The 22668-nt window shown below is 38.5% G+C and carries 22 protein-coding genes, 2 tRNA genes and 2 pseudogenes; 12 read left to right on the top strand and 14 right to left on the bottom strand.

Features of this window, described 5'->3' with window-relative positions:
• Nucleotides 1-68: 68 nt before the first annotated feature.
• From KZC02_RS14585 to KZC02_RS14600, 4 genes are all read right to left on the bottom strand, one after another.
• On the bottom strand, nt 69-893 hold the full coding sequence (locus KZC02_RS14585; RefSeq protein ID WP_221394756.1) for an energy transducer TonB: 825 nt from the start codon (nt 891-893) through the stop codon (nt 69-71).
• Between the two features lie 26 nt (nt 894-919).
• The gene (locus KZC02_RS14590) at nt 920-1504 is read right to left on the bottom strand and encodes a biopolymer transporter ExbD (RefSeq protein WP_221394757.1); all 585 of its coding nucleotides are present in this window, start codon (nt 1502-1504) and stop codon (nt 920-922) included.
• A gap of 44 nt (nt 1505-1548) precedes the next feature.
• Complete coding sequence (locus KZC02_RS14595) at nt 1549-2163, bottom strand: biopolymer transporter ExbD (RefSeq protein WP_221394758.1); 615 nt, start codon at nt 2161-2163, stop codon at nt 1549-1551.
• Nucleotides 2164-2238: 75 nt separating this feature from the next.
• The gene (locus KZC02_RS14600) at nt 2239-3078 is read right to left on the bottom strand and encodes a MotA/TolQ/ExbB proton channel family protein (RefSeq protein WP_221394759.1); all 840 of its coding nucleotides are present in this window, start codon (nt 3076-3078) and stop codon (nt 2239-2241) included.
• A 619-nt stretch (nt 3079-3697) separates the two neighbouring features.
• On the opposite strand from KZC02_RS14600, the gene gatC reads away from it, so the two are divergent.
• Entirely contained in the window at nt 3698-3985 is a 288-nt protein-coding gene (gene gatC, locus KZC02_RS14605) for an Asp-tRNA(Asn)/Glu-tRNA(Gln) amidotransferase subunit GatC (RefSeq protein WP_221394760.1), read from the top strand.
• A gap of 13 nt (nt 3986-3998) precedes the next feature.
• Here the strand turns inward: gatC and KZC02_RS14610 are convergent, their stop codons facing one another.
• From KZC02_RS14610 to ruvX, 3 genes and pseudogenes are all read right to left on the bottom strand, one after another.
• Nucleotides 3999-4781 carry an amidohydrolase gene (locus KZC02_RS14610; RefSeq protein ID WP_221394761.1) on the bottom strand — a complete coding sequence of 261 codons (783 nt, stop codon included), beginning with the start codon at nt 4779-4781 and terminating at the stop codon, nt 3999-4001.
• A gap of 96 nt (nt 4782-4877) precedes the next feature.
• Complete coding sequence (gene def / locus KZC02_RS14615; RefSeq protein ID WP_221394762.1) at nt 4878-5468, bottom strand: peptide deformylase; 591 nt, start codon at nt 5466-5468, stop codon at nt 4878-4880.
• A 59-nt stretch (nt 5469-5527) separates the two neighbouring features.
• Nucleotides 5528-5940: pseudogene (gene ruvX / locus KZC02_RS14620) on the bottom strand (Holliday junction resolvase RuvX).
• 118 nt (nt 5941-6058) lie between these two features.
• Between ruvX and recJ the strand changes: the two are divergent.
• A complete protein-coding gene (gene recJ / locus KZC02_RS14625) occupies nt 6059-7771 on the top strand; it encodes a single-stranded-DNA-specific exonuclease RecJ (RefSeq protein WP_221394763.1) in 1713 nt (570 codons plus the stop codon).
• Nucleotides 7772-7807: 36 nt separating this feature from the next.
• Entirely contained in the window at nt 7808-8542 is a 735-nt protein-coding gene (lptB, locus tag KZC02_RS14630; RefSeq protein WP_221394764.1) for an LPS export ABC transporter ATP-binding protein, read from the top strand.
• Nucleotides 8543-8914: 372 nt separating this feature from the next.
• On the opposite strand, the gene KZC02_RS14635 is transcribed toward lptB, so the two are convergent.
• On the bottom strand, nt 8915-9619 hold the full coding sequence (locus tag KZC02_RS14635) for a hypothetical protein (protein WP_221394765.1): 705 nt from the start codon (nt 9617-9619) through the stop codon (nt 8915-8917).
• A 101-nt stretch (nt 9620-9720) separates the two neighbouring features.
• Nucleotides 9721-10416: a DNA repair protein RecO gene (recO, locus tag KZC02_RS14640; RefSeq protein ID WP_221394766.1), complete on the bottom strand. Its 696-nt coding sequence runs from the start codon at nt 10414-10416 to the stop codon at nt 9721-9723.
• A 324-nt stretch (nt 10417-10740) separates the two neighbouring features.
• Here recO and KZC02_RS14645 point away from each other — a divergent pair.
• Both KZC02_RS14645 and KZC02_RS14650 read left to right on the top strand, forming a co-directional pair.
• Nucleotides 10741-12634: pseudogene (locus tag KZC02_RS14645) on the top strand (amidophosphoribosyltransferase).
• 292 nt (nt 12635-12926) lie between these two features.
• The gene (locus KZC02_RS14650; RefSeq protein WP_221394767.1) at nt 12927-13445 is read left to right on the top strand and encodes a DUF6265 family protein; all 519 of its coding nucleotides are present in this window, start codon (nt 12927-12929) and stop codon (nt 13443-13445) included.
• A gap of 11 nt (nt 13446-13456) precedes the next feature.
• On the opposite strand, the gene KZC02_RS14655 is transcribed toward KZC02_RS14650, so the two are convergent.
• Together KZC02_RS14655 and KZC02_RS14660 are read right to left on the bottom strand one after the other, a co-directional pair.
• Complete coding sequence (locus KZC02_RS14655; protein WP_221394768.1) at nt 13457-14032, bottom strand: hypothetical protein; 576 nt, start codon at nt 14030-14032, stop codon at nt 13457-13459.
• Between the two features lie 23 nt (nt 14033-14055).
• On the bottom strand, nt 14056-14847 hold the full coding sequence (locus tag KZC02_RS14660; RefSeq protein WP_221394769.1) for a hypothetical protein: 792 nt from the start codon (nt 14845-14847) through the stop codon (nt 14056-14058).
• Between the two features lie 161 nt (nt 14848-15008).
• On the opposite strand from KZC02_RS14660, the gene ubiE reads away from it, so the two are divergent.
• The 3 genes from ubiE (at nt 15009) to KZC02_RS14675 (ending at nt 16598) form a co-directional block, all read left to right on the top strand.
• Entirely contained in the window at nt 15009-15731 is a 723-nt protein-coding gene (gene ubiE / locus KZC02_RS14665) for a bifunctional demethylmenaquinone methyltransferase/2-methoxy-6-polyprenyl-1,4-benzoquinol methylase UbiE (RefSeq protein WP_221394770.1), read from the top strand.
• Nucleotides 15680-16414: a porin family protein gene (locus KZC02_RS14670; RefSeq protein ID WP_221394771.1), complete on the top strand. Its 735-nt coding sequence runs from the start codon at nt 15680-15682 to the stop codon at nt 16412-16414. The genes ubiE and KZC02_RS14670 overlap by 52 nt, the downstream gene beginning before the upstream one ends.
• 109 nt (nt 16415-16523) lie before the next feature.
• Nucleotides 16524-16598, top strand: a tRNA-Val gene (locus KZC02_RS14675).
• A 63-nt stretch (nt 16599-16661) separates the two neighbouring features.
• On the opposite strand, the gene KZC02_RS14680 is transcribed toward KZC02_RS14675, so the two are convergent.
• Together KZC02_RS14680 and KZC02_RS14685 are read right to left on the bottom strand one after the other, a co-directional pair.
• Complete coding sequence (locus KZC02_RS14680; RefSeq protein WP_221394772.1) at nt 16662-17885, bottom strand: TonB-dependent receptor domain-containing protein; 1224 nt, start codon at nt 17883-17885, stop codon at nt 16662-16664.
• Nucleotides 17857-19209: a TonB-dependent receptor plug domain-containing protein gene (locus KZC02_RS14685; RefSeq protein ID WP_221394773.1), complete on the bottom strand. Its 1353-nt coding sequence runs from the start codon at nt 19207-19209 to the stop codon at nt 17857-17859. The genes KZC02_RS14680 and KZC02_RS14685 overlap by 29 nt, the downstream gene beginning before the upstream one ends.
• Nucleotides 19210-19417: 208 nt before the next feature.
• On the opposite strand from KZC02_RS14685, the gene KZC02_RS14690 reads away from it, so the two are divergent.
• Nucleotides 19418-19705, top strand: coding sequence for a hypothetical protein (locus KZC02_RS14690; protein ID WP_221394774.1), 288 nt, complete (start codon nt 19418-19420; stop codon nt 19703-19705).
• Nucleotides 19706-19845: 140 nt separating this feature from the next.
• Here KZC02_RS14690 and KZC02_RS14695 read toward each other — a convergent pair.
• A tRNA-Phe gene (locus tag KZC02_RS14695) sits at nt 19846-19918 on the bottom strand.
• 254 nt (nt 19919-20172) lie between these two features.
• On the opposite strand from KZC02_RS14695, the gene KZC02_RS14700 reads away from it, so the two are divergent.
• From KZC02_RS14700 to KZC02_RS14710, 3 genes are read left to right on the top strand one after another with little or no spacing between them, the layout of a single operon-like run.
• Nucleotides 20173-21498, top strand: a complete 1326-nt coding sequence (locus KZC02_RS14700) for a (Fe-S)-binding protein (RefSeq protein WP_221394775.1) — start codon at nt 20173-20175, stop codon at nt 21496-21498.
• 31 nt (nt 21499-21529) lie between these two features.
• Nucleotides 21530-21844 carry a hypothetical protein gene (locus tag KZC02_RS14705; RefSeq protein ID WP_221394776.1) on the top strand — a complete coding sequence of 105 codons (315 nt, stop codon included), beginning with the start codon at nt 21530-21532 and terminating at the stop codon, nt 21842-21844.
• A gap of 17 nt (nt 21845-21861) precedes the next feature.
• Nucleotides 21862-22659 carry a (Fe-S)-binding protein gene (locus KZC02_RS14710; protein WP_221394777.1) on the top strand — a complete coding sequence of 266 codons (798 nt, stop codon included), beginning with the start codon at nt 21862-21864 and terminating at the stop codon, nt 22657-22659.
• Nucleotides 22660-22668: the final 9 nt, after the last annotated feature.

Raw genomic sequence — 22668 nt, forward strand, 5'->3', positions numbered from 1 at the left:
TATATCAGAGCCATTAGCAAAGAGGCAAGATCAATGATCTTCTCATGCAATGGTTTTTCCTTCATAAGTTACTCCAATTGGAAGTTAATAGGAAGATTATACTTAACACGTACTGCACGTCCGGACTGTTTACCTGGTTTCCATTTTGGCATAGCTTTCACAACACGGATAGCTTCCTCATCACAACCAAATCCTAATCCTTTCAATACTGCAACGTCCTGGATACTACCATCAACATTAACAACAAATGACATAAATACTCTTCCTGAAACGTTAGCTCTGGAAGCTGCACTTGGATACTTAATGTTTTTTCCAAGGTACTTATACATCTCAGAAGTTCCACCTGGAAATTCTGGCTGCTGTTCTACTACAGTAAAAACTTTTTCCGGTTCCGGAGCAGCTTCAACCACAGTACCTTTGCTTGGAGCTGCAACTGCTTCGGGAGCAACGATAATTTCGTTTGCATTAGGATCACCCTCAACAGTTTTGTTAGCAACTACTGCTTCTTTGATCTCTTCCACAGTTGGAGGAGGTGTTTCTTCCGGAACTTCTTCATCCTTTTTAACTTCAGGAGGAAGAAATTTCACCGTGTTTACCTTAGGCTGCTCAATTGGCGGCGGTGGCGGCGGTGGTGGTTCTGCCGGGTCAATTGGCGGTGGTGGCATTTTCATTAAATCCACTTCAACTTCAACTAACTCTTCTTTATCGTCAGAAGCTAAGCTACTGATAATTGTTGGCGCAAACATTGCCAACAGAAAAAGTACAGCACCAATTATTGTGGCTTTAGTCACGTCCGCACGGTAACCCCTGCGAAGTGAAAATGCTCCATACGCCTTATTACGATTTGCAAACACTATATCATCCAGTGTCGCATTCGGGCTTGTCTCTGCCATGGCGATTTTTTTTAAATAGTTATAGTTTAATTTTTAGGTTTTACCTTATCTCCAAGAACTTTCTTTTCTGCATCCGTAAGGTTATCTACCAATGCATATCTTCTTGATTTGGTAATAGCCATTTCATCCAGTACATCTACCATATTTTTATATGTAGATACAACAGTAGGCTTAATTACCACTACGAAAGGTTCATTTCCTTTATCATCCTTAGGGTTTGCTGCATTGATACGTTTTGCCGAATTAAAAATCACACTTCTCAGATCAGATCCAAACCGTGTAGTTTTTAAAGACGCTTCTGCTTTATCATCATCTGCTGCAACACCATCCAGATAATACACATCATCATTTGATCCTAAAAATAGTGTCAAAACTTTTGATGCTTTTAATGGTTCCGTCTCTTCTGGCTGATCCTTTTCCTGTTTGTCAGGAAAGAAAACAGACATTGCCGTCGGCTTACTCATTGTGGTCGCAAGCATAAAGAAAGTAATAAGGAGGAATCCCAAATCCACCATGGGTGTCATATCGACCCTGGTTGACATTTTCTTACCCCTTACCTTACCATCGCCTTTCCCATGCCCACCGCCACCGGATTCTTCAATAGCTGCCATGTTAATACTTTAAATTTAAAGTGAAACTGTTCCTCATTTTAAAATTAATCCCCCTTAAAACCTGCAGGTGCATCTTCACTACCAGTAATGAGCGAGAATTTGTTAATGTTCTGTGATTGCAGATTCGATAACACATCCTTGAACACAGGGAACTTAGCTAGATTATCACCTTTTAGAGCAATCCTTAATTGTGGATTTGATTTTCTTGCTGCATAAACCCAATCTGCCAGCTCACTGGTTCCAGTAGAATCAACCTTAATACCAGGTTGTTTCACTGCTGTCATCTGCTCTTTTGACATACTTAACCAAGGCTTCAATTGAGCGATAGGAAAACCAAAACTTGACTGAATGGCAAATTTCGATTTTTCTATATCAGTGAATGAAATTCCTTTTGTCTGAGCAATAGCATCAAGCATTGCCACACGTACCGGTTTTGCATCCACTCCAAAGAAAACCTTTCCTTCCTTATCAATGCTAATAACTAAAAGCTCCTCAGCAGGTACTTTGATTTGCGAAATAGATGTAGGAGTTGTAATCTCTGCATCGTTCGTTTTAAAAGTAGCCGTCATGATAAAGAACGTTAGTAGCAAAAAGGCCACATCCGTCATCGCCGTCATATCCGTATGAGGCGGGTGTTTCTTAGGCTTAACTACTCCCATAATTTTTTACTAATATATAAGTTTTTTTAATATTAACGAAAGTTATATATCAATAGTTCACGTTGTGACTATTAATTAATAATGAGCAGCAAAATTTTGCTGAATGCTCAAACCAATTTCGTCAATACTGTAAGTCAAGTCGTCAACACGGCTGTTCAGATAAGCATATGAGATCGTTGCGATCGCAGAAGTACCGATACCAATCGCCGTATTGATAAGTGCTTCAGAGATACCCGCTGCAAGTGCACCAGAATCAGAAGCACCAGACGCACCCAAGGCTGCGAATGCACGGATCATACCAAGTACCGTACCCAAAAGTGCGATAAGTGTAGATGCACCGGCCAATGTTGCGATAATTGTAAGGTTTTTTTGTAGCATAGGCAATTCTAATGTAGTCGCTTCGTCTACTTCTTTTTGCAATGCTGCAAGTTTTTGTTCTTTGTCAAGTTGAGTTTCACCAGCAAGTTGTTTGTATTTCAACAAACCAGCCTTGATAACATTTCCCACAGAACCTTTTTGTTTGTCACATTCTTTGATCGCTTCGTCAACTTGATTTTTGTCAAGAAGGCTTTTGATTTTGCGAACAAATGAATCGATACTTCCTGAACCATTTGCTTTACCAATTGTGATCATACGTTCAATTGTGAAAACAAGAACAATAAGAAAACAAGTCATTAACAAAGGTACAATTGGTCCACCTTCGTGAACAATACCGAAATAATCACCTGGTTTCGGGCCTTTTTCCGGATCACCATCGATAAAGTGATCGGGGTTACCCAAAACAAACATGTAAACACAAAGAGCAATAACAAATAGTAGGGGGATTACTAATGCCGGGTTTAAACCGCCTGAGCCTTTTGATGCTGCCGTAGCAGGCTTAGGTGCTTGTGCCGGACTTGTAGCTTTCTTTTCCATCAGACTTACTTTTAAAGGTTAAATTGAGATTTTGGTTGTGAATTAAATAAAAGTTTTGGTTAAATCAGCCTTTTGTAAAATAAAATTTTGGTTGTGGTATTACGCTATCGACTTCTACAAAAGTATGAGTTTTCCTTTTAAAAAAAAGCAAGTTTTAGCCCACTTTTTTTGTCTTATTTTTTTGCAACAATTTGGAAATTGTACAATTTGAAGAATTAACCAACATTAAACTCTCACCAAAAAAGCTATTTAGGTGATAAAGAGTCATATAAAGGCCTATAATCAAACATTGCAAAATTGTACTCTTTTTGTCAAATGGTATCAACTTGTTTTTTTAATATGGCAATTGGAGTTTAAAATATTTTAATATCAGGGTATAAAAGCAAATATTATTTTCCTCCTACTATCAAGGTTGAAGATAATTTTAAAGAATATTGACGTAAAAATTAATATTGCAAGTCCGGTGTCCATTTATATTCGAAGCCAGGACATCATATTCCACCTTACTTTATCATCCGATTTGCAATCAATTTTCAGGATTTTCACAGCAGTTGTGAAAAATATGATAGTTTTGAATTCATTATATAATAGAATTAAAAAATAACATATTCATAACAGTATGAAAATTGATAAAGAGTCTCTCAAAAAGATCGCACATTTGGCTAGACTGGAAATAAAACCGGAGGAAGAAGAGTCTTTGTTAAGTAGTATGGATTCTGTGTTGTCATGGATGGAACAGCTGAATGAAATCAATACGGAAGGAGTGGAGCCGCTTACTCATATTATGGACGAAGCAAATATCTGGCGGGAAGATATCAACAAAAATACATTGACAAGAGCTGAGGCACTCGCAAATGCTCCTTCAAAAAACGATACCTATATAATGGTACCAAAAGTAATTGAGTAATAACGAAAGTGATTTATAGTATATTAAAGGTGTCAGCATCCAGATAAGCAGGAAAACCTTTCCGATAATTTTTGAGATCAGTTTGTGACAGATCGACAACTTTGTCCTGCTCCTTGTTTTCAAGTATACAAATAGGCTCTCCCAGAAAATCATGTGCGACAGAATCTCCCTGGTAACTAATTCCAAGAGCATCAGTACCTACTCTGTTCACACCAACGACATAACTTTGATTTTCAATGGCTCTGGCAATTAATAAGGATTTCCATGCATGTGCACGACGCGCGGGCCAGTTTGCTACATATACAAGCAGATCGTATTGATCTGATTCAATATTACGGCTCCAGACAGGAAATCTTAAATCATAACAGACTAAGGCACATATTTTCCATCCCCTCCAGTCAATGATTTTTTTGGAATTTCCCGGCGTATATGTTTCATGCTCTTCTCCCATCCGGAACAAGTGCCTTTTATCGCTATGAGAAAATGTTCCATCGGGAAAAACGTAAAACAAACGATTATAAAACTCATCACCATCTTTAACAGCAAAGCTTCCAATTATGAGTGCATCAGTTTGTTCTGCGATCTGTTTCATCCAGCGCGTCGTAGTCAGATTTACCGGTTCGGCCACTTTCCGGTTCATGGTAAAGCCGGAATTAAACATTTCAGGAAGTATTATTACATCAGCAGGTTTTTCAATTGCTGCAATTTTCTCCTCAAGAGAAGACAGATTGGCCGTCACGTTTTCCCAGTAAAGATCTGTTTGTATCAGAGCAACCGCCAATCTGTCTTTCGTCATTTTATATGAAATTTTAAGTGTGAAAAAAATCAAAATTCCTGGTTAAGGATCATTTCGCTTTTAACTGCTTTTTTCCAGTAACTTATAATATGCTGACTATCTCCTTCCACCCGGAAAACGCATACGATAATCTGAGTCAACGTTTCCTTTAGTTATATCAGCCAGTTTCTTTTTAATTAGTTGTTTTTTAAGCGTAGGAAGATAATCAACAAATAATTTACCCAGCAAATGGTCATATTCGTGCTGTATAATCCTGGCAGCCATACCATTGTATTCTTCTATATGTTCGTTCCAATCAGTATCCAGATAACTGATTTTTACTCTTTCCGGCCTGTAAACATCTCCACGTATGCCCGGAATACTCAGACAACCTTCTTCAAAAGCCCAGGTTTTGCCATCTTCTTCCAGCACTTTTGGATTTATAAAAACTTTTTTGAAATCAACTAATGAAAGGTCCGGCTCAGCATCTTCGTCATCTTCATCTTTTTCACTAAATGGAGTTCCGTCTACAACAAACATGCGGATATTCATACCAATCTGGGGAGCTGCCAAGCCAACGCCACTAGCCGAATACATGGTTTCAAACATATCATCTGACAGCTTTTTAAGATCCAGCTCTTCTTTTTCTATAAAGCGAGTCGGCTTCCTTAATATAGGATCACCGTAAGCTACAATAGGATAAATCATTTTTAAAAATATGAGATTTAGATAATGAGTACAATTATGCCGTAATGGCTTTTTTTATTCTAATGGCAGCTTTCCATAAATGACTGAAGTATTATAGTCGCGCTGATTTTGTCAATATTGCCTTTTTCCCTTCTGTCACTTTTTTTGTCCCGCTTGCAATCATTGACTGTAAAGCCATTGAAGAAGTAAATCGTTCATCATGGGTATGGACTGGTGTATCAGGAAAATTTTTCTTTAAAATTTTCACAAATGCTACCACACGTGGTGTATTATCGCTGTCTGTATTATCCAGCCGCCGCGGCATTCCTACAATAAATGCTTCTATTGATTCACCCTGACAATATTGTTTTAGGAAATCCAGTAAATCGTGCGTTCTCACGGTATCTAAAGCTGTGGCAATAATCTGTAAAGGATCAGTTACCGCAATACCAGTGCGTTTAGCACCATAATCAATAGCCAGAAGACGAGGCATTTGTATTAATAAAAGTTAATATTTTGCAAAGATAATACCTTTCGTTTAGCTTTTCCCGTTTCCTGAGCTCTTACCCGCTTTTGATGTACACATTATATATTAACGTTATCTTTGTATTATGATCGACAAGCGCTGGATACACAACACTAAACTGACTCCTGACCAACTTCTGGTAAACCAGGAACTGGCAGAAGCATTAAACATTAATTCCAGCCTGGCTATGCTTCTTATACAGCGTGGTGTAAGCAGTTTTGAAGAGTCAAGAACATTTTTTCGCCCGGATCTTTCTCATCTGCATGATCCATATCTGATGATGGATATGGCTGTAGCTGTAAAGAGACTGGTCCAGGCAATAAATAACAAAGAAAAAATACTGGTTTATGGTGATTATGATGTGGATGGAACCACGTCGGTAACACTTTTTTATGGCTTTCTACGCAAAATTTATGATAATCTGGATTATTATATTCCCGATCGTTATAATGAAGGATATGGGGTTTCATGGCAAAGCATAGATTTTGCGCAGGAAAATGGTTTTACTTTAATTGTTACGCTCGACTGCGGTATCAAATCGGTAGATAAAGTTACGGAAGCAAAAAGCAGGGGAATTGATTTTATTATATGTGACCACCATCGTCCCGGAGATGAATTGCCGCCCGCTGTTGCTGTTCTCGATCCGAAACGCGAAGATTGCCTATATCCTTATAAAGAACTTACTGGTTGTGGGGTTGGATTTAAACTTTTGCAGGCTTTTTGTATCAATCAGAAAATAAATCCGGAAATCCTGTTTGAGTACCTTGATTTATTAGTAGTAAGTATTGCCTCTGATATTGTACCAATTACAGGCGAAAACAGAATTCTTGCTTTTTACGGACTTCAGCGTTTAAATGCTTCTCCCCGAGTCGGGATGAAGGCTTTGATCCAGATCTCCGGAATGACGGGTACACTGGATATAACAAATGTAGTGTTTGGGCTTGGGCCCAGAATTAATGCTGCCGGCCGGATCAAACACGCCAAAGAAGCTGTCCGGTTGTTATTGTCTGATGATGAACAGGAAGCACAGGACTTTGCTTTTGAAATTAACAAGCACAACAGCGACAGAAGAGTTTTTGACACCAGCATTACCGAAGAGGCACTAGATATGATTGAAAACGATTCCTGGTTTTCTGATGCAAAAAGTACTGTACTATATAAGGAAGACTGGCACAAGGGTGTAATTGGAATTGTTGCCAGCCGTTGTATTGAAAAATACCACCGACCTACTATTATTTTGACACAATCGCACGGAAAAGCTGCGGGTTCTGCAAGGTCAGTTCCGGGTTTTGATGTATACGAAGCCATTGAAGAATGTTCGGACCTGCTGGAACAATTCGGCGGACACACTTTTGCAGCCGGGCTTACGTTGCCTCTTCAGAATATAGAAGCTTTCCGGATCAGATTTAATGAAATTGTGAGCAGCCGGATTCTTCCCGATCAGCTGACTCCAATGATCAATATTGACCTGCCACTTGAATTAAGCACCATTACCCAGAAATTCTATAATATTCTGCGGCAAATGGGACCATTCGGGCCAGGAAATATGACGCCTGTATTTGAAAGCAAAAACGTTTCTCTGGCAGGAAATCCGGTTATTCTGAAGGAGAAACATTTAAAATTCGATGTAAAACAAAAAGATTCCGGCACTTTTACTGCAATTGGCTTTGGGATGGCACATTTTTATCCCGATCTGGTCAATGGCAGGCCTTTTTCAATCTGTTACAACTTAGAAGAAAATAACTTTCGGGATAAAAAAACGTTACAATTGTTTTTAAAGGATATAAAAATCCATTGAAATATACCCCAGCAAAAGAATCAGACTGAATAGCTAATGATATTAAGAACCGAGAACCTTGTTAAAAAATACGGAGCCCGACTTGTCAACGACAATGTCAGTTACCAGGTAGCACAAGGTGAAATTGTTGGATTATTGGGTCCCAATGGAGCAGGAAAAACGACGTCTTTTTATATGGCAGTAGGTTTGGTAAAACCTAACAGCGGAAAAGTATATCTGGATGACAGAGACATTACCAGTCTTCCTATGTATAAGCGTGCCCGGCTTGGACTTGGCTATCTGGCACAGGAAGCATCTGTATTCCGTTCACTGACTGTGGAAGAAAATGTAAAAGCAGTACTTGAAATGACCGATCTTTCCCGGAATGACCAAAAATTAAAAGTAGAAGAACTGCTGGAAGAATTCCATTTACAGCATGTGAGGAAAAGCAAAGGAATGGTTTTGTCAGGAGGAGAGCGAAGGCGGACAGAAATAGCCCGTGCACTGGCTGTAGATCCAAAATTTATTTTACTGGATGAGCCTTTTGCAGGTGTCGATCCAATTGCCGTTGAAGATATTCAAAGTATTGTAGCGAGGCTGAAACATAAAAATATTGGCATCCTGATCACAGATCACAACGTAAACGAAACTTTGTCGATCACAGACCGGGCTTATTTACTTTTTGAAGGAAAAATACTGAAACAAGGCAGTGCTGAGGAATTGGCAGAAGATGAAGTAGTAAGGAGAGTCTATTTAGGACAAAATTTTGAACTGAAAAAGAAGTTTGTATAAACAATAACATAGAAAAGGGAACGCTCACCGGCATTCCCTCTCTTACAATTATTCACCATGAACTGTATTTACTAGATCATATCTTTGAAGATCAAACCTTCTTTATTTTTTGGGGCACTTTTTACAGTGTTTACCTTTCTTTTTATATTTTTCGCAGCACTTTTTAAAGACGCATTCATCACCACTACCGATTGATTTTGACCAACAACTCATTTGATCGGAATAAATTACTGGTTCTTCCAAAAGCAAAGCACTCATTAAATTCTGTGTTAATGTTTAAGACAAATGTAGTACCTATTTAGAATGGTTCAAAACATTTTTAAAAATTATTTTGAAGAAATCTAAATAAGTAACCATTTACATTGCCCGGTCTTACTGAATTTTTTCCCAGATTTCATGAAGTGGTTTCCCGTCACTGCTTTTACCACTGTGGTCCCAGCGTCCATTATCCAGTTTCCATTCAAATTTTACGCTGTTCCCAACGCGGTTATTATCCTTTGAAAAAAACTGGATGTTTTCGGTATACTTCCCATCTTTTACGGAATATGTTCCGCCGCCAGTTCCGTAAAATCCTTTTACTGCCGGATCAATCGCAAACCACTGAAAACGTGTTTTTGATAAAAGTTTTAGCGTTTTACGGGTTCCTTCCTGATGGATTTCTATTAGATTTCCCTGTCCATCAGCAGCTTTTTGTTTAATATGCCATGCACCAGCCATGGGCGTATTTGCTGCATCGTCTACCAGCATCCATACCATTGCTTCCTCATAACGTAAAGTCAGAACATCGTCCTTTTTAGTTACAGTAAAGACGATTGGAATTCCTATTTTATTGGTATCAGCAGAATTAAATTCGGGTGTGTAAGTCATTTGATCTCCGCTCATGGTAAATGGCCCGCCTTCCGCGCGTTCAAAATATTTATTATTGACACTGTATGAAGCAATAGAAAGGTAATTATCTGCTACAATCAGAGTGGAAGTGCTTCCGGTTGGCTCCTGTGATTTCCAGGCACCCTTAGGAACCTGTGCCATTACCAGACCACTGACTAGAGAGAAGGCTGCTATTAGTAAATGTTTCATTATATACGTTTTTAGTGTGGATTTAAATATTCATCAAAATTGTGCCAATATAGAAATGAAGTAAAGTACAGGTTTAAAGAGCCCAAAAGGACTAAAACGTATTACCTTAAAACTTCACTAAGCACTTCCAGCGAACGGATTTCCCCCAGAGCTTCCATATGTATCTTATAAAAAAAGAGTACTTTTTCCAGAATTGAAATACGCCTGGCTCTGTCTAGAGATATCTGTATTCCATAACCATGTAAAAGCAATTGATTTGTCGCATTTAATTCCAGTGAATCTGCAATTTGCGGATAATGATGATTTTTTAATTCATTTTCCAGATCCCTCAGGTTTTCTATACCAAAGCCTAAAAAAGAAGCAAGATGCAATAAAAACTGAATATGGAAATTTTCATACCCTGTTTCAGCCTCGTCCAGATACAAAACTGATTGCTCGATAAAATTAAACAAAGGCTCGTTTGCTTCTTCTTCCCGAAGCGTTTTTCCCAAAATTTCTGTAACAAATAATGAGAGGCTCGATTTTGTGATATTATAAGGTAAGCTTGCGAACGGATGGTAACACTTAATTTCGGAAATGCGGTGAACAGTATCCTGTTTGTCTTTGTGATAAACTACCAGATCCAACAAAGTAAGCGGCTGAAAAAGAGCTATCCTGTTGGTTTTAGAACTGCTGCTTCTAACACCGTTGACAATGTAACTCTGTATACCAAAAGCCTCAGTATATATTTTAGCGATAATGGAAGACTCCCGGTACCGGATGTAACTTAGGGCAACACCTCTGGTTTTATACAGCATGACATTTCAATTTAATCATAATCAAAGATAGGTACGTAAACTATTGACTTCAACTACGAACCGTGATTAACGGGCATGAAAATTTTAATCTGCATTTATTTATACTTAATGTAGTATTCATTTAAGCGGTTATTGCATACTTATATCTGTAATCAGGAAAAAGGCTTTAATAATAGAAAGAATTTGAAGATTTTTAAGAGAAAGGATTTGTACCTTTGTACAGGTTAGCGAACTAAACCATGTGTTACCTTCGTTAACCAGATACTAAAAGGAATAAGTTTTGCAGACAGCAAACGAATATATTTCTAACCTATTTTTCTTCTCATGAGCGACGCCATTAAGCATGAGTGTGGAATTGCACTCATTCGCCTTCGAAAACCATATCAACACTACATCGACAAGTACGATACGCCTTTATACGCGGTTCACAAGCTTTCGGTAATGATGGAAAAACAGGTCAACCGGGGGCAGGATGGAGCCGGGGTTGCCAACATCAAAATCGATGTACCTCCTGGAAAACGATATATAAGCCGTTACAGATCAGTTGAAAATCAGCCACTTACTGATATATTTTCAAAAATTCATAAGAAATTCCGCAAGGGCCTTAAAGATAACCGCGACAAGGCTACCGATGCTAAATGGCTATAGGAAAACCTTGCGTTTACTGGTGAAGTTTGGCTTGGTCATTTGCGCTATGGAACGCATGGTACCAATGAGGTAGAGAACTGTCACCCCATGCTTCGCCAAAGTAACTGGAGAAGCCGTAACCTGGTCATGGCTGGAAATTTTAACATGACTAATGTTGATGAGCTTTTCGGTAAATTGGTTTCTCTGGGACAACACCCGAAAGAGAAAGTAGATACAGTAACAGTAATGGAAAAAATAGGACATTTCCTGGATGAAGAAAACCAGCGTGTGTTCGAACGTTTTAAAGGAATTTATGAAAATCCTGTTCTTTCTGATGTTATTGAAGAGAATATAGATTTACAACGCCTGCTTTACAGATCCTGTCGTGACTTTGACGGAGGTTACACCATGTGTGGCCTGACAGGCTACGGAGCTTCGTTTGTGATCAGGGATCCGGCCGGGATTCGCCCGGCATTTTATTATGCAGATGATGAAGTAGTTGTGGTAGCCTCTGAAAAACAAGCAATTAAAGCTGCCTTTAATGTAGATTACAACCAAATTAAAGAAATAACTCCTGGTTCTGCATTAATTATTGACAAACACGGAGAATACAATGAGTTCCCGATTCTTCCACGTCTGGAAAAACGTTCATGCAGTTTTGAACGCATTTACTTTTCGCGTGGCACTGATCCGGATATTTATTACGAACGCAAACAGCTTGGAAAATTATTGATCCCGCAGATTTTAAAAGAGATCAATTATGACCTTGAAAATACAATATTCTCATACATTCCAAATACTGCTGAAACTGCATTTTTAGGAATGATTGAGGGTTTGGAAGAATATCTTGCCAAGAAGCGTAAGCAGGCTATTATGGAAGGGATTCTATTTGAAGCTGATCTTGAAAGAGTGCTTTCATTCCGTCCTCGTATTGAAAAACTGGTAACCAAGGATGTAAAATCCAGGACTTTCATTACCGCGGATGCACTTCGTGATGACATGGTATCTAACGTTTATGATACTACTTTTGAAGTGGTTCGTAAAAATGTAGATACTTGTAGTGATTATTGACGATTCCATTGTGAGAGGTACAACACTGGAAAAGAGTATCTTAACAATGCTTGACCGTCTGAGCCCAAAGAAAATTGTGGTGGTATCTTCCGCTCCGCAAATTCGTTTTCCTGACTGTTACGGTATCGATATGTCGAAAATGAAAGATTTTGTCGCTTTCAGGGCAGTGCTGAAATTATTGGAAGAACGCGATCTGGATTATTTATTAGAGGATGTTTATACCCAAAGTGTAACGTCTATCGCCACTAAAAATCCGTATCATACCAATTACGTTAAAGCTTTATACGAGCCATTTACAGATAAAGAAATTTCGGATAAAATTGCCCAGATTATTCGTCCAAAAGGATTAAACGCAGAAGTTTCAGTTATTTTCCAAACAGTTGAAAATTTACATAAAGCCTGTCCTAACCATTTGGGCGACTGGTATTTTACAGGAAATTATCCAACATTGGGTGGAAATAAAGTTGTTAACAAAGCTTTTGCCAACTCCCACGAAGGAAACCTGGAAAGAGCATATTAAATAATTTCAGCTCTTATTACATAGCCGTTCCTTTCAGGGGCGGCTTTTTTGTTTTAAAACTGCAATGCTGTAAACGCGATATTCATATTTAGAGCCTGTTTAAATTTAGAATGTAAAATTGTTTATCGCTTATTTTTTAAAGGAAGCAAGACAAATTTTTGAAGGAATAGCGGGCTATTCCGAAAAAATTTGGCGCAGATTTACTCAAAAAATAACATAAACAATTTTACATAATGAATTTTAAACAGGCTCTTAGTTAAATTGCATTTTTTTACAATCTATCTAAATCCTTATGATCCGATTAAAACTTTCTCCGTTTGTTCTTGCTTTCATTTTGTTTATTGCCTTAAACAGCCATGCGCAAACTGTAAAACCAGGCACATTAAATGACATCAATTTTTTGGATGGCCGCTGGAAAGGCCCGTTTAACGGCGGTACCATTGAAGCATCCTGGACAGCTCCGGAAGGAAATAATATCGTTGGTTTTATCCGTATGATTAAAGATGATAAACCAACACTTTACGAACTATTCGCATTTGAACAAACAGAAAAAGGGCCGGTAGCGCATGTAAAACATTTCAAACCCGGCATGATTTCTCTTGAAGAAAAAGAAATATCGGATACATATAATTTTATTGAGGCCAAAAAGAACCAGGCCTTATTTGAAAAAGATGACGCAACCGTACGAATCATATACGAAAGGCGTACACAAACACAACTTGTAATCCAACGTGGAAAATTGGAAGAGGGAACAAGCGGTAGTCCAAAATGGGTTTTTGAGGATCTTTTTATATTTAAAAAAATCCCCTGACCCGTTTTTGCTCACACGCTAAAAATTCTTTTATCTGTAATCCTTTTGCGGTTTTCTTCCAGGAATTCGCAAAAAGATTTTATTTGTGCCAGTTGAAAAGATAAATCTACCGACTGATCATAATCTTCCTGATAAACTTCCCGGAAATCCGTAATCACATATCTAAGCGTACGAATTCCTTTTGATTTTAATGCAGGCAAATAAAAATTTTGATGACTTTTCGAAAAATAACCTGGTACATATTTGCCAGTTGTTTTGATATCAACCGCAAGCATTTTGCCAATTACATCCACATAACCATACAGCAAAATATCATCTACCTGATATTCGCAATAAACCTGCGTTTTTACCATTGGCCGGGGCAAAAGAGCCCTTACTTTCATTAATATCCCGGGATCAAAAAGTTCTTCATCTGTTCCTTTTATTGCAGCTTCTTCGAAGGAAGAACCTTTGAACTGTGCCTCAGTCTGAGGAATAGGGATGCGGTTAATTCTGTCAATCAGATCTGTATCATTAACATAGCCCTTTTGATATCTGTCAAAAAGGTTAAGCAGGGTCGGGTAAAAACGGTATTTAATCGTATCCAAATTATAACTAATTGAAATAAAAATTAATGTTTTCTTGGCTTTGCAAAGCTATGAGTTATGGAAACCGACAGCAAACTGAACTTGTCGTTGGGTGTACCGCTATATGAATCTTCCTCTTCCGGATTAATAAGCCGTTGCCCGGAAGTTGCATCGGCTTTGTCCGTACGGATAAAATAGAACCTGTAATCCATGCTAATTCTCCATTTTTCGGAAAGGCAATAATCCAGTGAGGTGCCAACAGGTATAATCCCTTCACGTGTCTTATTAATTCCTGAACGTCCGTGTGGATTTCCCCAACGCAGAAAAAATTGGTTACGCTTACTAGATTCGCTATTGGTAAACCGAAGCAACTCATTTGTGGTCAAATCATAAGTATGAGCGTTGAAAAACATCAGACCCAATCCACCATAAACGCTTATATTACACAATTGAGATTTTTGGTGTGTAAATTGTTCTGTCAAATTCCATTTAATAAGTATTTCAGCCGTATTATATTCATTGATGAAATAGGAATTGAATAGCTCCGTCTTTTGTCCTCCAACTTTACCCGCTGTATAATCCAGGCCTAGGGAAACACTTTTATTAAGCTTGCGGTCCAGGCCAATTCCAAAAGAACCCTGCATGTTCTGTTCATTTAACTCACCGAAAAATTGTGTAAGCCCGGCTCTTAAAGTCAACGAATATGGTGATATTTCTGTTCTGATCGTTTTAGTAAATGTACGCTTTGCAGGTATTGTATCCTTTTTTCGTTGCTGCGCGTCTGCTGTTCCATATAGCAAGACCAGCACAATAAAGTGTAGAGAGACATGCTTCATATTTGTTGATGAAAATTTTATGGAAAATATGAAAATTTCCTTATTAATTAAGGATTATTTCATTAGGCCAAAGTTTACCAGCTCAACATAACTTTTACCACCTGCGGGAGAACCATAAATTACTGTTAATTTTGAATATTATTAATTTGATATAATCCGCAATGAGCGTAGTACCATATAAAGACAAAGACGGCAGTAAGAAGGAGCAGGTAACCGCGATGTTTGATAATATTTCGCCTAAATACGATTTGCTTAATCATGTATTAAGTGGCGGTGTGGATATTTACTGGCGCAAACGGGCGATAAAGCTGTTATGCAAGCAGCAACCAAAAGTGATTCTGGACATTGCAAGTGGTACAGGAGATTTTGCAATCGAGGCTTTATCGCTTCATCCCCAAAAAATCATTGGTGTAGACATATCCGAGGGAATGCTTGCCGTGGGCCGGGAGAAAATCAAAAAGCTGGGAAAGCAGGATATTATTACGCTGCAAAGTGGTGATTCCGAAAGTTTAAACTTTACGGACAATTATTTTGACGCAGTTATCGTTTCGTTTGGAGTAAGAAACTTTCAAAATCTGTTAGCCGGACTTACTGAAATGAACCGCGTGATGAAGTCAGACGGAACATGTGTAGTTGTGGAATTCTCTAAACCACGCAGTTTTCCGTTTAAACAGTTGTATAATTTTTATTTCAAATACATATTACCATTAATAGGAAAAACCGTTTCGAAGGATAGCTCTGCTTATACGTATCTGCCCGAATCTGTTCAGGCGTTTCCGGACGGAGAAGCTTTCCTTGAAATATTTAAAAAAGCAGGTTTTAAAAACACCAAATGCATACCATTAACCTTCGGGATTTGCACCATTTACACAGGTCAAAAGTAATTATTGGCACATTGCTGCTGTTATGTACAGCCATGCAGGAAATAAGTGCACAGGGTATAGGATACAAGCGGAAACATCTGGAATACTATGATGATAAGCCCATTCACTACGGGATTTTGTTTGCTGTTCCTTTTACCCGTTTTACACTGAAACATAATAATGATTTTGTAACAAAGGATTCAGCCTATTTGATACAGTCTCCGATAAAGGCTGCTTTTCGCATGGGTTTTACCATCAATGCGTATTTAAATGATCGTTTCGATATCAGGACTACACCATCCGTTTCTTTATACGAACGTCAGGTAAAATTCAGCTATCCGGATGGAACCGAAAAAATAGAAAAAAGGGAATCGACGTGGATAGAATTGCCGTTGTTATTGAAATATAAATCACAACGCCGGGGAAATTCCAGAATGTACATGATTGCAGGTGCGACAGTAGGAATCGAAACCAATGTAAAACGCAGCAATGGAGGAGGAGGAACACTGGCCACAAAATCGACTGATTTCACCGTAGATTATGGCGTAGGATTCGAACAGTTTTTTGAATTTTTCAAATTCGCACCAGAATTACGTTTTTCTCATGGACTCACAAATGTTTTTCGGCCCGTAAAAGGATCAGTAGGATCAGGGCTTGATAAAATGACAACACACACCGTTACGCTCTATTTAAACTTCGAATAAAGAATAACTGATAATCAATTGGTTAAAAATTATTTTAATTTTTTTTCTAAAAATAGTTGCATAATCAGAATCAGTCCTACATATTTGCACTCCCAAACGACGGGGAAAAGGGAGTTTAGCTCAGTTGGTTCAGAGCATCTGCCTTACAAGCAGAGGGTCGGGGGTTCGAATCCCTCAACTCCCACAGTAACAGAAACACTCATAGCATTGTGCTGTGAGTGTTTTTTTGTTTTAAGTTAATTCCTGTTTACTTGATCCCATATCCCACCGTTACATAATACATACCACCAACAGACGGGCCACCTAAAAATGAACGGTAATAATGGTTGAGCAAATTACTTGCGCCTATTTTGATGTTACATTTTACCTCGGGCAGACGATAAGTAATCTGCGCATCCAGGCTTGAATAGGAAGGGACATTACCATTGACCAAAAACGTTTGGGAATAATAATTCGATTGCCATTTATATGCCAGAGTTGCATCCAGATTTTCCAGTAAATTTTTCTTTGATGCAGTTACATTGTACATCCATTGCGGTGTATTAAAGCCATCTTCAAGACCATCCTGCTTTTCTGCATTTTTAAGTTTAGCAAAGGTAGTATTGGCTGCTATGATCAGGCCTTTTGGCAATTGGTAATTCAGGCCTACACTAAACCCGTAGTTATAAATAACAGATTGCGAATTGGTATACATTCTGTAAGGTGATTGTTTTGTTTTATCGTACAAATCGGCAGGAATTAAAGCCACATCCTTTGAATTGGGCACATTCATATTGGCCTGTGCGATAAAATTGTTAAACCTGCTCAGGTACATGTCAGCATTTACATATAATTTTTTATCACAGAAAAGACCTTTATAACCTGCTTCCCAGGTTTGCGCATGCTCCGGCTTTACGTAGGAATAAGGATTTTTCTTGAGCAATCCTTTATTTTTTTCAATAGCAGCGGCTTGTAATAACCCGTTTTGATTAATATCAGCCAGTACCGCCTGCTGAAATGCCGTAATAGATGTAGCCAGCCAGGCGTTCTCAAAAATACCGGAAGACATGACAGGCAATCCTCCTACACGTTTAACACCGCCACTATTTACATTGCTGAATGCTTCAAATATGCTTGGGAAACGATATCCGCTTTGAAATGACACTCTGATGTTATGATCGTAAGCTGGACTATATACAGCCGATAAACGGGGATTGAACGTTGTGGAGAAATAATCGTTTTTGTCGGCCCGCAGAATAACGCCCAATTTCAACTTATTTTGGAGTAACCCTTTATTGATAGAAACAAATCCACCTGTTTTCCCATAATTGATATTTTTGTTTTCTTTTCCCATTTCAGGATTAATAAAGTAATTTCCATCAGGTACAATGATATATGTTCTGTGGTCGGCGCCCACTAACAGATCAATATCATATTTGGTTTTTAACGACTGCAAATAACTTTCAGTAAGATTTACCTGCGCTTCCAGCATGTACAAAACTTGCTTTTACCCGAAGAGCCGCACCAACATCCCAGTTGTTGATATCCTGCAATTTTTTTAGCTGATCATTGAAAGCAGAAGTGCCCGGAATGTAACGCCCTGCATCCGCAAGTACTCTCGCCTGTTTTAATGCTTCAGTTACGATTGCTCCACCAGAAACAGACTGATTAAATCCATTAGTAAAATCTGTATACCATATATTGTCCGACCTATAACTTCTATCCATGTTTTCTGCCATAGAACGCAGGTTATAGGATTTCCCTGTATTCTCTGTATTAACATAAAGCTTTGCCTGAATTGATTTGGACTGATATTGCAGGCCATGCTGCTGCAATAAATAATCCTGCAAACGAAACCGGTTGGCCCGCTGATACACATTATCCAGCAAGCTGAAATGATAGGTGTAGGTGAGCATTGCACCTGGTGCAATTTTATAATATATACCCGCGTCAGCTTTTATATTTTGAAGATTATAATTTACAACATCTCTTTCCTGATAACCTGTACGGCTAACCACATATTTTTTACCCCCAAGTGTTATCGTTTTTCTGTCTGAGCTTTCGTTGCCATAGCTATTTACCGGATCCTGGGCAGGATTATCTGCTCCAAACAAGCTGGTACTGCTGTTAGCATTTGGATTTAATTCTGTCTGGTCTGATGCGATCCAGTCGTAACCTTTGGTAAAAGCTCCGTTTATTTTAAATGCCCACTTTTCTGATAATATTTTTGCATAGCGTAATGTCGTTTCGGTAAATGGCTTTGCTTTACTATACCGGTCATTTAAATGGTTGACAGCCGTTTTTTGCTGGATTGAAAAACCTTCCGAAGTAAATGGATTTTTTGTAAAAAAATTGGCCAGCCCATTCACTGTATTCATTCCGTACAATGCTGATGCGGTACCAGGCAAAATTTCCACATTATCAATATCCAGGTCTGTCGGGCCCAGTGAATTACCGATAGCACCTCCTATATGCGGCGACTGGACATCCATACCGTCTACCAATTGCGCAAAACGAACATTTGTAGTATTGGAAAAACCCCGTGCGTTAAGCACTTTGAAACCCAGCGATGGTGTGATCATATGCACACCCTGTACATTTTCCAGTCCGTCAAAAAAAGAAAGTGCCGGGGATAAAGCAATTGCAGAGCGGTTTACTTTCTGCACACTTACAGGCGAAACCAGGATATTTTCGCTTATTCTGGACGCTGTAATCACCACCTCCTGCAATGTGGCAACTTTAAGTGAATCCTTTTCACTTTGGGCCTTTGCAAGAAAAGTATTAAAACATAAAATGATCGTAAAAATTTTCTTCATGTTTTGCTAATAACGTTATATTTTTAAATACATAACGCTACATAAAAAAATTCATTTCGTTTGAAATGATAGTTCGTATTCTAAAAAAATGTACTGTGTTATAATTTATTTTTTTCATGGATATTGGTATGATTGTTGTAAATGAAATTAGCTAGGGGTTAAAAACATCCTGACCGTAAAATCATTAAAATATTTAACAAGCTTAAAAATGAAAAAGTTATTAATTATTGCCGCATTCATTGCAGTTTCAACTTTCTCATACGCACAGGAAACTGCACAAGACAAAGCTGACAAAGCCGCAGATAAGACGAAGTCAGCCGCTAACAAAGTAGGTTCGGAAGTTAAAAAGGATGCAAAAGCGGTTGGTAAGGGAGTGTCAAAAGGTGCAGACAAAGTGGGTGAAACCGCTGAAAAAGGATATGATGCAACTAAAAAGGGAGTTAAAAAAGGTGCAAAAAAAGTGGAAGATAAGATAGATAAGAAGAAAGAAGATTAAGAATTATCTATGATGTGAAATGAAAGCCCGGCTCGCAAAGCGGGCTTTTGTTGTTTACGGGCAATGCTGATGCATAAACTTTATTTACAACAAAAGAAAAAAGCCGTCACGATTTGCATCGTAACGGCTTGATTTCCAAGTGGTGATGGACGGAATCGAACCGCCGACACAAGGATTTTCAGTCCTTTGCTCTACCGACTGAGCTACATCACCGTTCAGTTGGCACCCTTTGGGACTGCAAAAATAGAAGTCTCTTTTTGCAATACAAAGTATTTGGAAGAAATATTTTAAAAATAATTTGTCCAAATATTTAATACATTGTTACACAGCACACTATCAGATTTTTATTTTTTTTGAATAAAATATTTTTTCACTAAAAATCTTGAAACAGGTACATTTTTGCCATATTTGTTGATAGTATGCAAGCATACTAGTTACTTGCTGAGAATATTATAAATTATATACCAATGGAAATTATTCAGCAAATCTTTTTTGTGGTTGTTCTCGGAATTATGGGATGGCTGGTTTTTAAGCGTATACATATTATTAAAAATACAATTGAGCTGGGTAAATCCGAAAACCGGACTGACCAGCCGGCATTGCGCTTTTTTACCATGCTTCGTATCGCTTTTGGCCAAAAGAAAATGTTTGACAGACCTGTCGTCGGATTGCTGCATTTTGCGGTATATGCCGGATTTTTGCTGATCAATATTGAAGTACTTGAAATTATCCTGGACGGGATTCTTGGACAGCACAGACTCTTCGCTTCATTTTTGGGTGGTTTTTATTCATTTCTAATTGGTTTTTTTGAATTTCTTGCAATAGCCGTGCTGGTGGCGTGTGTTATCTTTCTTATTCGTCGTAGTATTCTTAAAACAGAACGTTTGCAACCGTCGCGCCACAGAGAAATGAATGGCTGGCCTGCATTGGACGGAAAAATTATTCTCCTATTTGAGATTGTGCTCATGATTGCAATCCTGACGATGAACGTAGCAGATACAGTTTTACAAGAAATGGGGAGCCCGCATTATGTTATAACCGGAGATTTTGCATTTAGTCAGTTTTTAAAACCGTTGTTTACAGGATGGACCGAAAATTCATTGGTTGTGTATGAACGTTTTGCATGGTGGCTTCATATTCTGGGTATTTTTGCTTTTGCCGTATATGTCACTTATTCCAAGCATCTGCACATTGCCCTGGCTTTTCCCAATACTTACTTTGCCCGCCTTACTCCAAAAGGGGTAATGAACAACATGCCTGAAATTACAAAAGAGGTAAAGAGCATGCTCGGAATTGATTCTGATACCGGTGAAAGTGTAGTCCCTGAGCGTTTCGGCGCGAAAGACGTAGCAGATCTGAGCTGGAAAAATTTGATGGACGCTTATTCATGTACGGAATGTGGCCGTTGCACATCCGCATGTCCGGCAAATATTACGGGCAAAAAACTTTCTCCGCGAAAAATCATGATGGATACCCGCGACAGGCTGGAAGACATCGGCAGAATTATGCAGGCTAACGATGGGAAATTTGTAGATGATGGCAAAAATCTTTTGGGAGATTATATCATTCAGGAAGAACTTCTGGCCTGTACAACCTGTAATGCCTGTGTTCAGGAATGTCCGATTCTGATCAATCCGCTTGATATTATTTTACAACTGAGAAGATATAAAGTTATGGACGAGGCACAGGCTCCTGGCTCCTGGAATGCAATGTTCCAAAATCTGGATACAAACCAGGCACCATGGAAATTTTCACCCGGCGACCGATTGAACTGGGCTGATGAACTGAAGTAAACTTTGTAAAGGCATTTTAATTAATATAGTCATGGCAATACTTATTATTTTTAGCCTGATGGCTATTTTCTGTATGAGTGCTGGTATTTATATATGGATCAATAGTGCTATACATTTACTTCAGAATTTTCCAAATAATCCTATTCTTATCAGAGACAAGAAAGGACTATTTAAGTGGGCAGGAATATTTTTAAATATTATGGGCTTGTTATTTATTTTAATAGGATTACTAACATGGAAATATTCTGCTACTAAATATGAACTCGTTCCGATTATCATTAGTATTCCTTTAATGTATCTGATGATAATTGTATTTCTGGTGCGTGGCCAGCATTTTATCAAATAATGAAATAACACTTAATAATGGCTGAGGTAATATATAAAGTGCCGACAATGGCAGAAATGGCTGCCAGCAACGAAACTCCCGAAGTGCTTTTCTGGGTTGGCTGTGCTGGTTCTTTTGATGACCGTTATAAAAAAGTTACTGTCGCGTTTGTGAAAATACTGAATAAAGCAGGCGTCAAATTTGCTGTTTTGGGTACCGAAGAAAGTTGCACGGGCGATCCTGCGCGGCGGGCGGGCAATGAATTTACTTTTCAGATGCTGGCAATGTCCAATATTCAGGTTTTGGATATGTATGGAGTTAAAAAAATCGTTACGGCTTGTCCGCATTGTTTTAATACACTAAAAAATGAATACCCTGAATTAGGTGGAAATTACGAAGTGATCCACCATTCGGAATACCTGCAGCAGCTGATTAATGAAGGGAGGGTCAGGATAGAAGGCGGTGAAGCATTCAAAGGCCGGAAAATTACTTTTCATGATTCGTGTTATCTGGGCCGTGCCAATGATATTTACGAAGCGCCTCGCCACGTTCTGGAAGCACTGGATGCTGATTTGGTAGAAATGAAAAGGAGTAAAGTGAAAGGCTTATGCTGCGGTGCAGGAGGTGGGCAAATGTTTAAAGAACCGGAAGCAGGAAGTAAGGACATTAATATTGAACGCATTGAAGAGGCACTGAATACAGGTGCTGATACTATTGCAGTCGCCTGCCCGTTTTGTATGGTAATGATGACGGATGGAATCAAAAACAAGGAAAAAGAAGATTCTGTAAAAGTCTATGACCTTGCAGAACTGATTGCGCAGTCAGAAGGTTTATAGAAAAGAGTT

Source organism: Dyadobacter sp. NIV53, from assembly GCF_019711195.1.
Taxonomy (GTDB): domain Bacteria; phylum Bacteroidota; class Bacteroidia; order Cytophagales; family Spirosomataceae; genus Dyadobacter.

Bases quoted from the DNA above. Each gene is read 5' to 3' on its own strand.
- KZC02_RS14710 (WP_221394777.1), top strand. From the start codon at position 21,862: ATGGCTGAGGTAATATATAAAGTGCCGACAATGGCAGAAATGGCTGCC.
- gatC (WP_221394760.1), top strand. From the start codon at position 3,698: ATGAAAATTGATAAAGAGTCTCTCAAAAAGATCGCACATTTGGCTAGA.
- recO (WP_221394766.1), bottom strand. From the start codon at position 10,416: ATGCTGTATAAAACCAGAGGTGTTGCCCTAAGTTACATCCGGTACCGG.
- KZC02_RS14650 (WP_221394767.1), top strand. From the start codon at position 12,927: ATGATCCGATTAAAACTTTCTCCGTTTGTTCTTGCTTTCATTTTGTTT.
- KZC02_RS14705 (WP_221394776.1), top strand. From the start codon at position 21,530: ATGGCAATACTTATTATTTTTAGCCTGATGGCTATTTTCTGTATGAGT.
- ubiE (WP_221394770.1), top strand. From the start codon at position 15,009: ATGAGCGTAGTACCATATAAAGACAAAGACGGCAGTAAGAAGGAGCAG.
- KZC02_RS14585 (WP_221394756.1), bottom strand. From the start codon at position 893: ATGGCAGAGACAAGCCCGAATGCGACACTGGATGATATAGTGTTTGCA.
- KZC02_RS14635 (WP_221394765.1), bottom strand. From the start codon at position 9,619: ATGAAACATTTACTAATAGCAGCCTTCTCTCTAGTCAGTGGTCTGGTA.
- KZC02_RS14685 (WP_221394773.1), bottom strand. From the start codon at position 19,209: ATGAAGAAAATTTTTACGATCATTTTATGTTTTAATACTTTTCTTGCA.
- KZC02_RS14700 (WP_221394775.1), top strand. From the start codon at position 20,173: ATGGAAATTATTCAGCAAATCTTTTTTGTGGTTGTTCTCGGAATTATG.
- KZC02_RS14610 (WP_221394761.1), bottom strand. From the start codon at position 4,781: ATGACGAAAGACAGATTGGCGGTTGCTCTGATACAAACAGATCTTTAC.
- KZC02_RS14660 (WP_221394769.1), bottom strand. From the start codon at position 14,847: ATGAAGCATGTCTCTCTACACTTTATTGTGCTGGTCTTGCTATATGGA.
- KZC02_RS14690 (WP_221394774.1), top strand. From the start codon at position 19,418: ATGAAAAAGTTATTAATTATTGCCGCATTCATTGCAGTTTCAACTTTC.
- lptB (WP_221394764.1), top strand. From the start codon at position 7,808: ATGATATTAAGAACCGAGAACCTTGTTAAAAAATACGGAGCCCGACTT.
- KZC02_RS14595 (WP_221394758.1), bottom strand. From the start codon at position 2,163: ATGGGAGTAGTTAAGCCTAAGAAACACCCGCCTCATACGGATATGACG.
- KZC02_RS14600 (WP_221394759.1), bottom strand. From the start codon at position 3,078: ATGGAAAAGAAAGCTACAAGTCCGGCACAAGCACCTAAGCCTGCTACG.
- KZC02_RS14680 (WP_221394772.1), bottom strand. From the start codon at position 17,885: ATGCTGGAAGCGCAGGTAAATCTTACTGAAAGTTATTTGCAGTCGTTA.
- recJ (WP_221394763.1), top strand. From the start codon at position 6,059: ATGATCGACAAGCGCTGGATACACAACACTAAACTGACTCCTGACCAA.
- def (WP_221394762.1), bottom strand. From the start codon at position 5,468: ATGATTTATCCTATTGTAGCTTACGGTGATCCTATATTAAGGAAGCCG.
- KZC02_RS14670 (WP_221394771.1), top strand. From the start codon at position 15,680: ATGCATACCATTAACCTTCGGGATTTGCACCATTTACACAGGTCAAAA.
- KZC02_RS14590 (WP_221394757.1), bottom strand. From the start codon at position 1,504: ATGGCAGCTATTGAAGAATCCGGTGGCGGTGGGCATGGGAAAGGCGAT.